Here is a 13,443-nt window from a genome sequence, read left to right as displayed (position 1 = left end):
ATGAATAAGAAAATCGTAATCGTCGGATTGGGCCTGATCGGCGGATCGCTCGCGAAAGCCTTTCAAAAATACAGCGAATGCCAGATTGCCGGAATTGACCGCGATCCCGACGTTTTAAAAGCGGCGCTCGCATGCGGCGCGATTGACAAAATCGGCGGCGATGCGGATATCCGGGAGGCGGACGTTCTTTACCTCTGCCTGTACCCGCAGGCGGACATCGATTTCGTTGCCTCGCACGCCCATCTGATTCCCCCGGACTGCGTCGTAACCGACACCTGCGGAATCAAATCGGAAATCTGCGCCCACCTGCCCCGCATTGCACAGGAACACGGTTTCCTTTTCGCGGGCGGGCACCCGATGGCCGGCAAGGAGAAAAGCGGTTTCGCGGCAAGCGACGCGGATCTGTTTCTGGACGCGAGTTACATCCTCGTTCCCTGCGGCGCGCCGCAACGGGCGGTCGATCTGCTGAAAGCAATCGCCGTGGAGCTCCGCTTCGGCGGTACGGTGGAAACCACCCCCGAAAAGCACGACCGGATGATTGCGTTTACCAGCCAGCTTCCCCACGTACTTGCCTGCGCCTACGTAATGAGCCCCTGCTGCCCGGAGCACAACGGATTTTCGGCGGGAAGCTACCGGGACGTCTCGCGCGTGGCAAATATTAACGAACAACTGTGGGCGGAACTGTTCATCGACAACCGGGAAGCGCTTGTAGGTGAATTGGATACCCTGATTACCAATATAACGAAGATTAAGAATGCCGTTTCAAAAAATGACGCTGAAGCGCTTCGCATCCTTCTGCGCAGAGGCAGACAGATAAAGGAGATGCTTGGGGAATGAAGGAACTGACTGTTAACACTTCCAGAAGCTACAAAATCCGAATCGAACGCGGCTGCATCGGCGAAACCGGCGACTTCGCAAAACAGCTTTTCAAGCCGGGTTCCAAAGCCGTTCTGGTAAGCGACAGCAACGTATTTCCGCTTTACGGCGAACGCGTGAAAAGGTCGCTGGAAACCGCCGGGTTCTCCGTGCGCGCGTTTTCCTTTCCCGCGGGCGAAGAAAGCAAGCAGCTTTCCAGCGTGGCGCAGATCTACGCCGAATGCGCCGAACACCGGCTGACCCGCAGCGATTTCCTTGTCGCGCTGGGCGGCGGCGTGACCGGCGACATGGCGGGCTTCGCCGCCGCAACCTATCTGCGCGGCATCCCGTTTATTCAGATACCGACTTCCCTTCTGGCGCAGATCGATTCCTCGGTCGGCGGCAAAACGGCAGTCGACCTTCCGCAGGGAAAAAATCTGGTCGGCGCGTTTCATCAGCCCCGTCTTGTCCTGATTGACCCGGACACGCTCGAAACCCTTCCGCCGCATTTTCTTTCCGACGGAATGGCGGAGGCGATTAAATACGGCTGTATTAAAAGCCGCGAATTGTTCGATATGATCTGCAAAGAAGATATTCATCAGAATATGGAAGAACTGATTTACCGCTGTGTGGATATCAAGCGCGAAGTCGTTGAACGGGACGAATTCGACACCGGCGAACGCATGCTGCTGAACTTCGGCCATACCTTCGGCCACGCGCTGGAAAAGCTGTACGGCTTCGGTAAGCTGTCCCACGGGGAAGCGGTCGGCATCGGCATGGTCATGATGGCGAAATGCGGCGAAGGCATGGGAATTACAAAGCCCGGCACGACGAATGAAATCATCGCGGCGTTACGAAAATTCCAGCTTCCCACAAGCGATCCCATGCCGATCGACCAAATTCTTTCCGCCACGGCGTTCGACAAGAAAAACAGCGGCGGCATGATCGGCCTGATTCTTCTGAAACAAATCGGAGAGGGGTTTATCGACCGGATTTACCGCGACCGGCTGACGGAACTGACCGAGGTGCTGGAATGAGCGACGTGAAAATATACCCCTCGGTTTTAAACGGAAGCATCCTTGTGCCGCCTTCGAAAAGCGCGGCGCACCGGGCGGTTATCTGCTCGGCGCTCGCGGGCGGCGGGGAACTTTTTCCGGACGAAACCCGGCTCAGTGACGATATAAAAGCCACCATCCATACAATGAAAGCCCTTCTCGGCGGGACGGACGGAGAAATCGTACAAATCCACTGCGGAGAATCCGGTTCCACCTTACGTTTTCTGATTCCGATTGCGGCGGCGTTCGGTATTTCCGCCCGGTTTACGGGCGAAGGACGTCTTCCCCAGCGCCCGATCGGCGTTTATCTTGACTGCCTGCCGCAGCACGGCGTAAACTGCGAAACCGAGGGCGGCCTGCCGCTGACGATTCGCGGGAAGCTTACGCCGGGGAAATTCGTCCTCCCGGGCAACATAAGTTCCCAGTTTATTACGGGACTGCTGTTTGCGCTTCCGCTTTTGAACGGGGACAGCGAAATTCGCCTTTCCACTCCGCTGGAAAGCGCCGGATACGCCGACATGACCGTCGATATTCTGAACGATTTCGGAATTCAAACGGAAACCACGGAAACCGGATGGCGCGTTCCGGGCGGCCAATCCTATAAACCCCGGGAATATGCGGTGGAACGGGACTGGTCGCAGGCGGCTTTCTTTCTGGCGGCGGGGGCGCTCGGCGGAAACATCCGGCTGGAAGGGCTGAATCCCAACTCCCGCCAGGGCGACCGGGCGGCGGAATCGCTTTTCCGCTCGTTCGGCGCGGATGTGGTATGGGCGGATAATCAACTGTCGATAACACAAAATAAACGGAACGGTATGGAAATCGACGCTTCGCAGATTCCCGACCTTGTCCCCATTCTGGCGGCGACCGCCGCGCTTTGCCGGGGACGGACAAGAATCTTCAACGCGCAGCGCCTGCGCATTAAGGAAAGCGACCGTCTGTCGGCCATGGCCGACGGGCTGAGCCGTCTTGGCGGGAAGGTTCGGCAGACGGAGGACGGCCTGCTCATCGACGGCGTTGAAACCCTGCACAGCGGCGAAATCGACGGCTGCAACGACCACCGCATTGTGATGGCGTTCGCTATCGCCGCTTTGAAAGCGGACGGCTGCGTAACCATTCACGACGCGCAGAGCGTGCGCAAGAGTTATCCGGATTTCTTTGAAGATTACAACCGGCTGGGAGGGAAAGCGCATGTCGTCAACATGGGGTGAAAAAATAAAGATATCCATTTTCGGCGAAAGCCACGGCGCCGCGATCGGCGTAGTGCTCGACGGCCTTCCGGCGGGCGAGGAACTGGACTTTGACGCGATCGCGCTCCAGATGAGCCGCCGCGCGCCGGGAAAGGACGCGACGGCCACACCACGGAAGGAAAGCGACCTGCCCAACATCGTAAGCGGCGTTTTAAACGGCAGAACCACCGGCGCGCCGCTGTGCGCGCTGATGGAAAACACCAATACAAAATCCGGTGACTACGAGAATTTAAAACGGATTCCGCGCCCGGGGCATGCGGATTATCCCGCGTATCTGCGCTACGGCGGTTTTAACGACGTGCGCGGCGGCGGGCATTTTTCCGGCCGGCTGACGGCTCCGCTCGTTTTCGCGGGCGCCGTGTGCCGCCAAATTCTACAGCGCCGGGGCATTCGGATCGGCTCGCACGTCTACTCCGTTTCGGACTGCAAAGATACTCCTTTTTCCCCTTCGGATATTCCGGAAGATTTGCTCCAAAAGCTGTCTTCCGTCCCGTTCCCCGTCATTAACAGGGATGCGGAACAAGCGATGCGGGATACGATTGAAAAGGCCCGCATGGCGCAGGACAGCGTGGGCGGCGTAATCGAATGCGCGCTGACCGGCGTTCCCGCGGGAATCGGCGGCCCGCTGTTCGGCGGGATCGAGCCGGTATTCTCTTCTATCTTATTCGGTATCCCCGCTGTGAAAGGTGTGGAATTCGGCGCGGGCTTCGGCGCGGCTGAACTGTACGGCAGTGAAAATAACGACGCGTATTATTACGAGGACGGCACGGTAAAAACCAGAACCAACAACGCGGGCGGCATTCTCGGCGGGATTACGACCGGTATGCCGATTGTGTTCCGCGCGGCATTCAAGCCCACGCCGTCCATTGCCAGGGAACAGGACAGCATCGACCTGACGGCGAAAACAGACGCAAAGCTTCACGTCCACGGGCGGCACGATCCCTGCATCGTTTCGCGGGCCGCGCCCGTCGTGGAGGCCGCAGCGGCAATCGCACTCATAAACCTGATGAATCTTTAAATCGAGGTAATAAGGATGACACTGGAAGAAATTCGTAAAGAAATCGATCAAATAGACGAAGCCCTTCTGCCTCTTTTTCTGAAGAGGATGGAATGCGCAAAAAAAGTGGCGGCGATTAAAAAGGAAAGCGGCCAGCCGGTGCTGAACACCGAACGCGAACAGGCCATTTTGGACCGCATCGGGAGCAGGGCCGGCGAGTACGGCGGCGAGGCCCGCCTTCTTTATTCGAATATGATGGACATGAGCCGCTCGCTGCAGCACAGCCTGCTCGGCAGCGGACGGGAACTGCGCGCCACAATTCGGGCCGCGGGCGAAAAGCCGGAAAAAGCGGAAAAGATCGCCTGTCTCGGCGAAATCGGTTCCTATTCCCACGAAGCGCTGGAACAGCTTTACCCGCACGCGTTCCCGCAGTTTCATTCGGATTTCGGAGGAATTTTCGCCGCGGTGGAAAGCGGAGACGCGGATTTGGGGCTGCTTCCGGTTGAAAATTCCTCCGCAGGCTCCGTCGGCGAGGTCTATGACCTGATTTTACAGTACCGGTACAGCATTGTGGCCGCAACGACCCTGCTTGTGCGCCACTGCATGGCGTCCGCGAAGAAAGTGGATGCCCACAGTATTGCTACCGTCTATTCCCATCCGCAGGCGCTTTCGCAGTGTTCCGAATATATTGAAAAGAACGATCTGCACGCCATGCCCTGCTCCAGCACCGCCGCCGCGGCGCAGATGATCGCCCAGCGGCAGGAAGCCGGAATCGCCGCGATCTGTTCGGAACACGCGGCAAGGCAGTATAAGCTTCACATTCTGGAAAACGATATCCAGAACAGCTCGAACAACCGCACGCGGTTCATCGTGATCAGCCGCCGCCTGTTCATTCCCGGCGGCGCGCAGAAAATCAGCCTTTGCTTCTCCCTGCTGCATAAAACCGGCTCGCTTTACAGCGTGCTTGCGCGTTTCGCGGCGGCCGGGCTGAATCTGACAAAGATTGAAAGCCGCCCAATCGCGGGAAAAAATTTCGAGTATGATTTTTATCTGGATTTTACGGGAAATGTGCACGAAGAACGCACTTTGAACCTTCTTTGCGCGCTGAACGACGAACTTCCGCGCTTCTCCTTCTTGGGAAACTATATTGAAAATGAATAAAAGAAGGAACCCAACCGGCCAAATCAGCCTGTTAGGTTCCTTCTTTTGTATACTGCTCTTTCTCCGGTGAAAAATTTTTGTTTCATCCGGAAAAAGCCCTCCGCAAAGAGCGCCGAATAAATTTATTTTTCAGATTCAGCGGAACGGCTTCTTTCCCGCCGAACACGGGATTCCCGCTTGCAGTAGGGCGGGTACCGTTTGTGCTTTTCGTGGTGCGCCATGCACTCGGCGCATTTTCCGTGGCGCTCGCAGTGTATTTTTACGCAGTTACAGGTTTCCTTTCCGTTTTCCAGAACCATATTATCCTTTCCGACCCCTTCATTTTTGCGCATCCGCACGATACTGAAGGATGTCCTCCACTCTACAATTTAATATGCTGCACAGGTCGTTAATGGTAACCGTTGAAATCGGCATGTTCCGTTTAAGACGCGACAGCGTACTGCTGCTCACTTTATAATTTTTAATGAGGGCATAAGTAGTAATCCCCTTTTTATGAATCGTATCCCAAAACGGCGTATAAAGTATCATACCAACAGCCTCCTTATATTTCTATCATAAAATATAGTCAGCTTATTGCATATCAAGCTTATTTTTTCAGTTTTGCCGCAAGGGCAACCCAGCCCTTTTCCGTTTTGCGGCTGATGATCTCGAATTTCTGCTCAACGGCGGCAAGAACGTCTTTCTCGCGGGTGTCGATAATCCCGCTCATCAGATACACCGTATCCGGATAAAGATACTGTTCGATGTCCTTTGTTAAAAGGATGATCACATCGGCAACAATATTGGCGACGACAATGTTGTACTGCCCGCTGACCTTTTCGGTGAGATCGCCGCAGATGCCGGTAAAGCGTTCGCGTACATGGTTGATTTCCGCATTCTGCACGGCGGTCTTCACGGCAAGCGGGTCAATATCCACGCCGACGGCGCTTTTCGCCCCCAACAGCAGCGCGGCGACCGAAAGGATTCCGCTTCCGCAGCCGACGTCCAGCACGTCGTCCCCCGGTTTCACATATTCCTCCAAAAGCTCCATGCACAGGCGGGTCGTCTCGTGGGTTCCGGTGCCGAACGCAAGCCCCGGTTCCAGATGCAGCACCGTGCGGCCTTGCGCCTCGTATTCTTCCTCCCATGTCGGGCGGATCAGCAGGTTTTTGCCGACCTTGATCGGCTTGAAATATTTCTTCCAGTTGTTGATCCAGTCTTCTTCCACACAGGCGGCCGTATCAATCGTGTGCCGGATGCCTTCGGCGCCGTAGCGCTCGCTCAAAAACGCGACTGCCTCCGACGGATTTTCCTCCGGGCTGATATAGACATGCACTAGCGCTTTGGAGCGGTCCTTTTTCAGCAGTTCTTCGTCGATCAGGTCAATGTGGGCGATTTCCTCCACCTCTTCGTACAGGTGGGAGTAATCCTCAATATAAATGCCGTAGGGCACAACCATCTGCGCAATGTCCCCGGCTTTGTCAATATTCTCCGCGTCCACGGTAATCCGAATTTCCGTCCAGTCCATATGTTTCCTCCAAAAATCACTCTTACAGCAATTCCGAAAATATTGTAGAATTCATTTCGTTCTCTCCCCTTACCTTCGGCGGGGGAGAGAACATCTTTTTGCTGTATTTTTATTATACACTGTATCCGATAAAAGTTATAGACTTATTTTACCCTTCGCGCGAATACATTTGATTAACAAAGAAAATAAAGGTGTTAATCGAATGAGAAAGCGCAAATTTTACATAAACGCCGCCATCCTGACCTCCAGCTCCGTACTGCTCCGCCTGAGCAATATCTGGTTCCGCATGTTTATTTGTTCAAACATCGGGGCAGCGGGCATGGGGCTTTATCAGCTTGTCCTGTCCGTTTTCTTTCTCGGCATCACCCTCTGCACCTCGGGAATCGGTCTGGCCGTTACCCGTATTGTCTCCGAGGGGCGGGGAACAAGGGCCTCCATCCGCCAATGCGCATTCTGTGCTCTGGCTCTGAGCTTGCTGGGGGCGTTGGCGCTGTTTTTCGGCGCGGATTTTATCGCGAGCAGGTTTATCGGGAATGCCTCAGCGGCAATGCCGCTGAAGCTGCTGGCGCCGGGTCTGCCGTTTATCGCCGTGTGCGCCTGCCTGAAAGGGTATTTTCTTGCGATACGCAACACCGTCGTGCCCGTATGCAGCGAATTTCTAGAGCAATTTGTAACGATCGGCGCTTCGCTGCTGCTGTTCTTTCAGATGAGCAGCTCGCTGAACGCGATCATGCTGGGCTCCACCATCGGGGAGGTCGCGGACTTCGCTTTCATTTTGGGGCTCTATTTCCTGTTTACCGAGAAACGCGGACTTTCCAAAGCGAAAAGCAGCGGCATTTTTAAAAACATTTTTCATATCGCCGGGCCGATCCTCTGCGGTTCGTTTTTCCGCAGCCTTTTGAGCAGCACCGAAAATATTCTGATTCCGAAAGGCCTGAAAGCATACGGTGCCGGCGACAGCGGCGCGCTGGCGCAATACGGCGTGATGCAGGGAATGGTTATGCCGATTCTTTTCTTCCCCTATTCCTTTTTAACCTCCCTGTCCATGCTGCTCATTCCGGAAATGGCGGAAGCCAGCGCCGACGGAAAACAGAACTCCATTCAAAAAGTCGTGGAAAAAGCGTTTCGCTGTACGCTGATGTTTTCCTTTTTTATCTGTTCCTTATTGATCTTTTTTGCGGATGACCTTGGCATGCTGTTTTACAAAAGCCACGAGGTTGGAAACATCCTGCGGATTATGGCCCCGATCGTCCCGCTGATGTACCTCGACAGCGTTGTGGACGGAATGCTGAAGGGTCTTGACCAGCAGATGTATTCCCTGAAATACAATTTCAGCGATTCCATCATGCGCGTGCTGCTGATCGCGGTCTTTGTCCCGATGTTCGGCCTGCGCGCGTATATTACGGTGCTTTTCCTGAGCGAAATCTACAACGCTTCGCTCAGCATTAACCGGCTTCTGAAAGTCACCACGCTGGAAGTCGATATTTTAGACTGGATCGTCACCCCGGCGGTCGGTGCGGCGCTCCTTTATTATCTCCTTCTTCTCCTTCAAAAAGCGTCCTGTATTTGTATTTGACAAACTTCTACAGAAAAGATACACTATTAACAATCCTGCAAATTATCAGGACGGGGATGAGAAATGGAAAACTTCTGGATTTTATTTTTATGTTTTACCGTATACAGCTTTTTAGGCTGGTTTGTCGAAAGTATCTTTTGTTCCATACCGGCCGGAAAACTGATCAACCGGGGCTTCCTCAACGGCCCGTTCTGCCCGATTTACGGTGTGGGCGGCGTTGCGTTGATCTTTGTTCTGACCCCATTCAAGGACAACCTTGCTATCCTTTATATTGCGGGGGTCGTAATGACATCCGCGCTGGAATACCTGACCGGGCTTGCGCTGGAAAGCATTTTTCATACGAAATACTGGGATTATTCCCATCACAGATATAATATTCAGGGAAGAGTGTGCCTCCAGAATTCCCTTCTGTTCGGCGTGATGGGTGTGGTGGGAATCCTGTTCGTCCATCCTTTGCTCATACAAACGCTTCATAAAATCCCGTCGGCGGCTCTGCCCTACATTGCTTCCGGTTTTATCCTGTATTTTCTCTGCGATGCCACACTGACCGTATTTACCGTCCTGCATCTCAACGGCACGCTCGGCGAAATCCAGCAGATCATCGACGAGTTCCGAGAAAAAGCTTCGGATTTGAAAGCGGAAAAGTTCGAGAATATCCAAGCGGCAATCGGCGAGCTGATCGACGAGGACCGGAAAGCGGTCTATCTGAAAACCCTGTCCGAACTGTACGAGAAGATGGATAAAATGGAAAAAGAAATCAAATTCTTCCAGCGCCGCGTCATTCAGGCGTTCCCGACAATGAAATCGGTTCGAAACAACGAGTCCCTTCAGCGCGTGAAGGGAGCCATCCAAGAGAAAACAAAGTACATAAAACGGCATAAATAAAGAAGAAACAGGAGCCCTTCGGAAAAACCGGAGGGCTCCTGTTTGTTTAGGAAGACTTAGTCCAAAGCAGCTACGACTTCAACTTCAACCAGAACGTTCTTGGGAAGCTGTTTCACAGCGACGCAGGAACGCGCGGGCTTGCCGGTGAAGTACTTCTCATAAACCCCGTTGAATGCGGCAAAATCGGACATATCCGTGATAAAGCAGGTTGTTTTTACGGCATTTTTAAAATCCGCACCGGCTTCTTTTAAAACCGCCGCGATATTTTTCATCACCTGCTCGGTCTGAACGGTGATGTCGCCCTGTGCAACTTCTCCCGTGGCCGGAACAATCGGAATCTGGCCGCTGAGGAAAAGCATCTTTCCGGCGACAATCGCCTGGGAATAGGGGCCGATCGCGGCCGGAGCGTCTTTTGTTGAAATTACTTGCAGCATCTGTTTTTACCTCTTTCTTTTTATATAAATATTTTGGATTCCCAATGCTCAGTTGGATTTGATAATATGATAACCGGCGTCCGTAATCGCCTTGCGGATTTGCGCCAGATGTTCATGATTCCTCGTTTCCATGCGAATATGCAGATAGCAGTCGTTAATTCCCGTATTTTCACCGCTGCGGTCATGGTGAACGCTTACCACATTTGCGCCGAGATCGGCAATAATCGAGGAAACTTCCTTGAGCTGGCCCGGTTTGTCGACCATCGGAATCACAAGGTCTCCGGAACGCCCGGCTTTGAGAAGGCCGCGGCTGATGACCCTTGAAAGGATGGTTACGTCGATATTTCCGCCGGAAAGCAGGCAGACAACCTTTTTCCCCTTCACGTCAACCTTGTTGAACATGGCCGCCGCAACGGAGACCGCGCCGGCTCCTTCGGCGATCAGCTTGTGCTTTTCAATCAGCGTAAGGATTGCCGTTGCAATTTCGTCCTCCGTAACGGTAACAACCTGATCGACATATTTGCTGCAAAGATCATAAGTCAGGTCGCCGGGGCATTTTACCGCGATGCCGTCCGCGAAGGTCGATACATTAGCCAGCGCTTCCACCTTCCGGTCAGCTAAAGCCTGCACCATGCTCGGAGCGCCGCAGGCCTGCACGCCGTACACCTTGCATTTCGGATTCAGGGATTTTACGGCAAAGGCTACGCCGGAAATCAGGCCGCCGCCGCCGACCGGTACGATTACCGCGTCGACATCCGCAAGCTGGCTCAGAATTTCCAGCCCGATTGTTCCCTGGCCGGCAATGACCTGCGGATCGTTGAACGGGTGTATAAACGTGGCGCCGCTTTCCTTTTGCAGATCGCATGCCTTCTGGTACGCGTCGTCGTATACGCCCTTTACAAGGCATACCTGCGCGCCGTAGCTTTTCGTGGCTTCCACCTTGGAAATCGGCGCGCTGTCCGGGATGCAGATGAGCGACTGGATGCCGTTCTTCGCCGCGGCGAGCGCTACGCCCTGCGCATGGTTTCCGGCCGAGCAGGCGATAACGCCCTTGGCTTTTTCCTCATCCGACAGCTGGGAAATTTTATAATAAGCACCGCGAACCTTGAAAGAACCGGTAATTTGAAGATTTTCGGTTTTTAAGTAAATCTGACTTTCGGGGTTAATAAGCGGTGCATGAATCAGCGCCGTTTCACGAATAACACCTTTTAAAACATAGGCCGCATGATAAACCTGATCTAGAGTAAGCAAGCTGATATCCCCAATCTTTTCAAATTTTTTGGCTCCTACTTCATCATAGCCATTGCGCCGGTGCGAAGAATTTTCAGCACATGATACGGATTGTACAGTTCAATAAAGGAATTTAAGGTTGTCGCGTCCCCCGTCAATTCCATAATCATGGAGTCCTGCTGGACATTCAGAAGATTGGCGTGGAACACATTCGCAATTTCGATCAGCTTTTCGCTGTTTTGCTGATTGCGCTCCACCTTTATCAATAGATGCTCGCGTACGACGGCTTCCTCACGGTTCAACACCGTTACTTCTTCTATATCGACCAACTTACTCAGTTGTTTATCAACCTGGCGAACAATCCGGTCGTCCCCCGACACAACAATCAGGATGCGGGAATATTCCGTATTTTCCGTTTGCGCCGCAACAATACTCAAAATATTGTAACAGCGGCGGCTGAACAGCCCGGCAATGCGAAGCAGCACGCCCGGCGTATTCCTTGCAAGCACGGACAGAACATACTCTTTATCGTTGCTGTAACTCATCATGCGCCCTCCTTACATTTCCAAAATCGGATTTTCCACGGAGCCGCCCGCCGGAACCATGGGCAGCACGTTGACGTCCGGATGAATAGGACAGTTGATCAGCGACGGCCCCGGATAGGACAGCGCCTCTTTCAGAACCGGTTCAATTTCATTCCGGCGGCGGATGGTAAACGCCTTCACGCCGAACGCTTCGGCCAGCATTTCAAAATTCGTGGTTTTATCCAGCGTCGTCTGGGAAAAACGGCTTCCGTAAAACAGCTTCTGCCACTGGCGGACCATGCCAAGCACGGTATTATTGAAAACCAGCTCGATCATCGGAATGTTATACTGTGCCACAGTCGCCAGCTCATTGCAGTTCATATGGAAACTGCCGTCCCCCGCAATATTGATTACACGCTGATCCGGGTTGGCCACCTGCGCGCCGATTGCCGCGCCAAGCCCGTAGCCCATGGTTCCCAGCCCGCCCGAGCTGATAAAATGCCGCGGCGTCCGGAAACGGTAAAACTGCGCCGCCCACATCTGGTGCTGCCCGACCTCCGTTACGATAATCGCCTTGGAATCCGTCAGCCGGTCGAGGGTTTCGATGACCCCCTGCGGCAATACTTCCTCTTCGGATTCGGCTTCCTGTTTGAGCGGATACAGGTCCTTCCATTCCGCAATCTGTTCCAGCCAGCCCTTGTGCTGGCATTGGGGAAGAAGCTGGTTCAGGCGTGCAAGAATCTCTTTGGCGTCGCCCTTCATTTTTAAATCGACATCAATATTTTTATTGAATTCCGCCGTGTCAATTTCAATCTGAATGATCGGGCAGTGCCGCGCAAACAGATCCGCGTTGCAAAGCACGCGGTCGGAAAAACGGGTGCCGACGGCGATCAGCAGATCGCAGTTCTTAATGGCGAGCGCCGAGGTGTTCGTCCCGTGCATTCCCAGCAACCCGATATAGCGCGGATCTGCCTGATCAAAACCGCCCTGGCACATCAGCGAGGAGGCAACCGGCGCGTCCAGAAGATCGGCAAATTTTTTCAGCTCTCCCGAAGCCTCCGCGGCAATCACCCCGCCGCCCGAATAGATAAACGGCCTTTCGCTTTTTTTCAGCATTGCAAGCGCCTGCTCAAACCGCTCGTCGTAGGGAAAGTCGCCTTTCGGAGCCGGAAGCGGCAGGTGCGGCGTATAGTCATACCTCTGCGCGGTAACATCCTTCGGAATATCCACAAGCACCGGTCCTTTCCGGCCTGTTCCGGCGATTAAAAACGCTTTCCGGATGGTATCCGCCAAGTCCTCAATATGCTTTACAAGATAATTATGCTTCGTCACCGGCATGGTAATGCCCGTGATATCCACTTCCTGAAAGCTGTCCAGCCCCAGAAGGGCGCAGGTTACATTTCCGGTGATGGCCACCATGGGCACGGAGTCCATGTAGGCGGTGGCGATGCCGGTTACCAGATTCGTTGCACCCGGGCCGGAGGTCGCGATGCAAACGCCGGTTTTTCCCGTAGAGCGGGCATAACCGTCCGCAGCATGCGCCGCGCCCTGTTCATGGGCTGTGCGGATATGGTTGATTTTGTCCCTGTACTCGTAAAGTGCGTCGTAAATGTTCAGCACGGCCCCTCCCGGATACCCAAATACGGTATCCACACCCTGCTCAAGCAGACATTCCATTAGGATTTGCGCTCCCGTTAACTGCATTTCTGATTCCTCCTTAAAAGCAATCTTCCCGCTCCGAAGTAAAAAAAAGCCTTCGCCTCTACTGTATAGAGGCGAAGGCATCCTTCGCGGTACCACTCTAATTCGCCGCCAAAGCGGCAATCTCACATGCATCCAACAATGCACTCTCGCTTAACGGTGAGAAACCGGGCTTGCTTACTAATTGCTGTTCAGCTGCCTGCTCCGGGGTGATATCCTGCAAATGCCTGCACCGCTTTCCACCATACAGCGGCTCTCTGTGAGCGGGTAA

14 protein-coding genes and 1 other annotated feature (1 of these 15 cut by a window edge) are annotated in these 13,443 nt (G+C 53.8%); of the genes, 7 read left to right on the top strand and 7 right to left on the bottom strand.

Annotated features, from left to right (window positions below):
- The 5 genes from OUY18_RS06355 to OUY18_RS06335 are packed head-to-tail and all read left to right on the top strand — an operon-like array spanning position 1 to position 5,315.
- Entirely contained in the window at positions 1–837 is an 837-nt protein-coding gene (locus OUY18_RS06355) for a prephenate dehydrogenase (RefSeq protein WP_268057918.1), read from the top strand.
- The gene (gene aroB, locus OUY18_RS06350; protein WP_268057917.1) at positions 834–1,892 is read left to right on the top strand and encodes a 3-dehydroquinate synthase; all 1,059 of its coding nucleotides are present in this window, start codon (positions 834–836) and stop codon (positions 1,890–1,892) included. Before OUY18_RS06355 ends, aroB begins: the two co-directional genes overlap by 4 nt.
- Positions 1,889–3,118: a 3-phosphoshikimate 1-carboxyvinyltransferase gene (gene aroA / locus OUY18_RS06345; protein ID WP_268057916.1), complete on the top strand. Its 1,230-nt coding sequence runs from the start codon at positions 1,889–1,891 to the stop codon at positions 3,116–3,118. The genes aroB and aroA overlap by 4 nt, the downstream gene beginning before the upstream one ends.
- Positions 3,099–4,175, top strand: a complete 1,077-nt coding sequence (gene aroC, locus OUY18_RS06340) for a chorismate synthase (protein ID WP_268057915.1) — start codon at positions 3,099–3,101, stop codon at positions 4,173–4,175. Before aroA ends, aroC begins: the two co-directional genes overlap by 20 nt.
- A 15-nt stretch (positions 4,176–4,190) precedes the next feature.
- Positions 4,191–5,315 (top strand): chorismate mutase, encoded by a 1,125-nt coding sequence (locus OUY18_RS06335; RefSeq protein WP_268057914.1) that lies wholly within the window; start codon positions 4,191–4,193, stop codon positions 5,313–5,315.
- Positions 5,316–5,437: 122 nt separating this feature from the next.
- Here the strand turns inward: OUY18_RS06335 and OUY18_RS06330 are convergent, their stop codons facing one another.
- From OUY18_RS06330 to prmA, 3 genes are read right to left on the bottom strand one after another with little or no spacing between them, the layout of a single operon-like run.
- Positions 5,438–5,614, bottom strand: coding sequence for a hypothetical protein (locus OUY18_RS06330; protein WP_268057913.1), 177 nt, complete (start codon positions 5,612–5,614; stop codon positions 5,438–5,440).
- A 19-nt stretch (positions 5,615–5,633) separates the two neighbouring features.
- Positions 5,634–5,843: a helix-turn-helix domain-containing protein gene (locus tag OUY18_RS06325; protein ID WP_268057912.1), complete on the bottom strand. Its 210-nt coding sequence runs from the start codon at positions 5,841–5,843 to the stop codon at positions 5,634–5,636.
- A gap of 58 nt (positions 5,844–5,901) precedes the next feature.
- Positions 5,902–6,822: a 50S ribosomal protein L11 methyltransferase gene (gene prmA, locus OUY18_RS06320; RefSeq protein ID WP_268057911.1), complete on the bottom strand. Its 921-nt coding sequence runs from the start codon at positions 6,820–6,822 to the stop codon at positions 5,902–5,904.
- Between the two features lie 202 nt (positions 6,823–7,024).
- On the opposite strand from prmA, the gene OUY18_RS06315 reads away from it, so the two are divergent.
- Positions 7,025–8,398, top strand: coding sequence for an oligosaccharide flippase family protein (locus tag OUY18_RS06315; protein WP_268057910.1), 1,374 nt, complete (start codon positions 7,025–7,027; stop codon positions 8,396–8,398).
- Positions 8,399–8,461: 63 nt separating this feature from the next.
- Positions 8,462–9,283, top strand: coding sequence for a putative ABC transporter permease (locus tag OUY18_RS06310; RefSeq protein ID WP_268057909.1), 822 nt, complete (start codon positions 8,462–8,464; stop codon positions 9,281–9,283).
- A 56-nt stretch (positions 9,284–9,339) separates the two neighbouring features.
- On the opposite strand, the gene OUY18_RS06305 is transcribed toward OUY18_RS06310, so the two are convergent.
- From OUY18_RS06305 to ilvB, 4 genes are read right to left on the bottom strand one after another with little or no spacing between them, the layout of a single operon-like run.
- On the bottom strand, positions 9,340–9,717 hold the full coding sequence (locus OUY18_RS06305; RefSeq protein ID WP_268057908.1) for a RidA family protein: 378 nt from the start codon (positions 9,715–9,717) through the stop codon (positions 9,340–9,342).
- A gap of 48 nt (positions 9,718–9,765) precedes the next feature.
- Complete coding sequence (gene ilvA / locus OUY18_RS06300) at positions 9,766–10,968, bottom strand: threonine ammonia-lyase (RefSeq protein WP_268057907.1); 1,203 nt, start codon at positions 10,966–10,968, stop codon at positions 9,766–9,768.
- 35 nt (positions 10,969–11,003) lie between these two features.
- On the bottom strand, positions 11,004–11,492 hold the full coding sequence (ilvN, locus tag OUY18_RS06295; RefSeq protein WP_268057906.1) for an acetolactate synthase small subunit: 489 nt from the start codon (positions 11,490–11,492) through the stop codon (positions 11,004–11,006).
- A gap of 12 nt (positions 11,493–11,504) precedes the next feature.
- Entirely contained in the window at positions 11,505–13,175 is a 1,671-nt protein-coding gene (gene ilvB / locus OUY18_RS06290) for a biosynthetic-type acetolactate synthase large subunit (protein ID WP_268057905.1), read from the bottom strand.
- 64 nt (positions 13,176–13,239) lie between these two features.
- Positions 13,240–13,443: a binding site (T-box leader), on the bottom strand (it continues 30 nt past the right edge of the window).

It is taken from the genome of Caproiciproducens galactitolivorans, assembly GCF_026672255.1.
Taxonomy (GTDB): domain Bacteria; phylum Bacillota; class Clostridia; order Oscillospirales; family Acutalibacteraceae; genus Caproiciproducens; species Caproiciproducens galactitolivorans_A.
This window is presented reverse-complemented; position numbering and strand designations above follow the sequence as displayed.

What these genes read in the sequence shown, in the direction of transcription:
- OUY18_RS06335 (WP_268057914.1), top strand. Translation starts at nt 4,191, where the DNA reads ATGACACTGGAAGAAATTCGTAAAGAAATCGATCAAATAGACGAAGCC.
- OUY18_RS06330 (WP_268057913.1), bottom strand. Translation starts at nt 5,614, where the DNA reads ATGGTTCTGGAAAACGGAAAGGAAACCTGTAACTGCGTAAAAATACAC.
- OUY18_RS06305 (WP_268057908.1), bottom strand. Translation starts at nt 9,717, where the DNA reads ATGCTGCAAGTAATTTCAACAAAAGACGCTCCGGCCGCGATCGGCCCC.
- aroB (WP_268057917.1), top strand. Translation starts at nt 834, where the DNA reads ATGAAGGAACTGACTGTTAACACTTCCAGAAGCTACAAAATCCGAATC.
- prmA (WP_268057911.1), bottom strand. Translation starts at nt 6,822, where the DNA reads ATGGACTGGACGGAAATTCGGATTACCGTGGACGCGGAGAATATTGAC.
- OUY18_RS06310 (WP_268057909.1), top strand. Translation starts at nt 8,462, where the DNA reads ATGGAAAACTTCTGGATTTTATTTTTATGTTTTACCGTATACAGCTTT.
- ilvB (WP_268057905.1), bottom strand. Translation starts at nt 13,175, where the DNA reads ATGCAGTTAACGGGAGCGCAAATCCTAATGGAATGTCTGCTTGAGCAG.
- OUY18_RS06355 (WP_268057918.1), top strand. Translation starts at nt 1, where the DNA reads ATGAATAAGAAAATCGTAATCGTCGGATTGGGCCTGATCGGCGGATCG.
- OUY18_RS06315 (WP_268057910.1), top strand. Translation starts at nt 7,025, where the DNA reads ATGAGAAAGCGCAAATTTTACATAAACGCCGCCATCCTGACCTCCAGC.
- aroC (WP_268057915.1), top strand. Translation starts at nt 3,099, where the DNA reads ATGTCGTCAACATGGGGTGAAAAAATAAAGATATCCATTTTCGGCGAA.
- ilvN (WP_268057906.1), bottom strand. Translation starts at nt 11,492, where the DNA reads ATGAGTTACAGCAACGATAAAGAGTATGTTCTGTCCGTGCTTGCAAGG.
- aroA (WP_268057916.1), top strand. Translation starts at nt 1,889, where the DNA reads ATGAGCGACGTGAAAATATACCCCTCGGTTTTAAACGGAAGCATCCTT.
- OUY18_RS06325 (WP_268057912.1), bottom strand. Translation starts at nt 5,843, where the DNA reads ATGATACTTTATACGCCGTTTTGGGATACGATTCATAAAAAGGGGATT.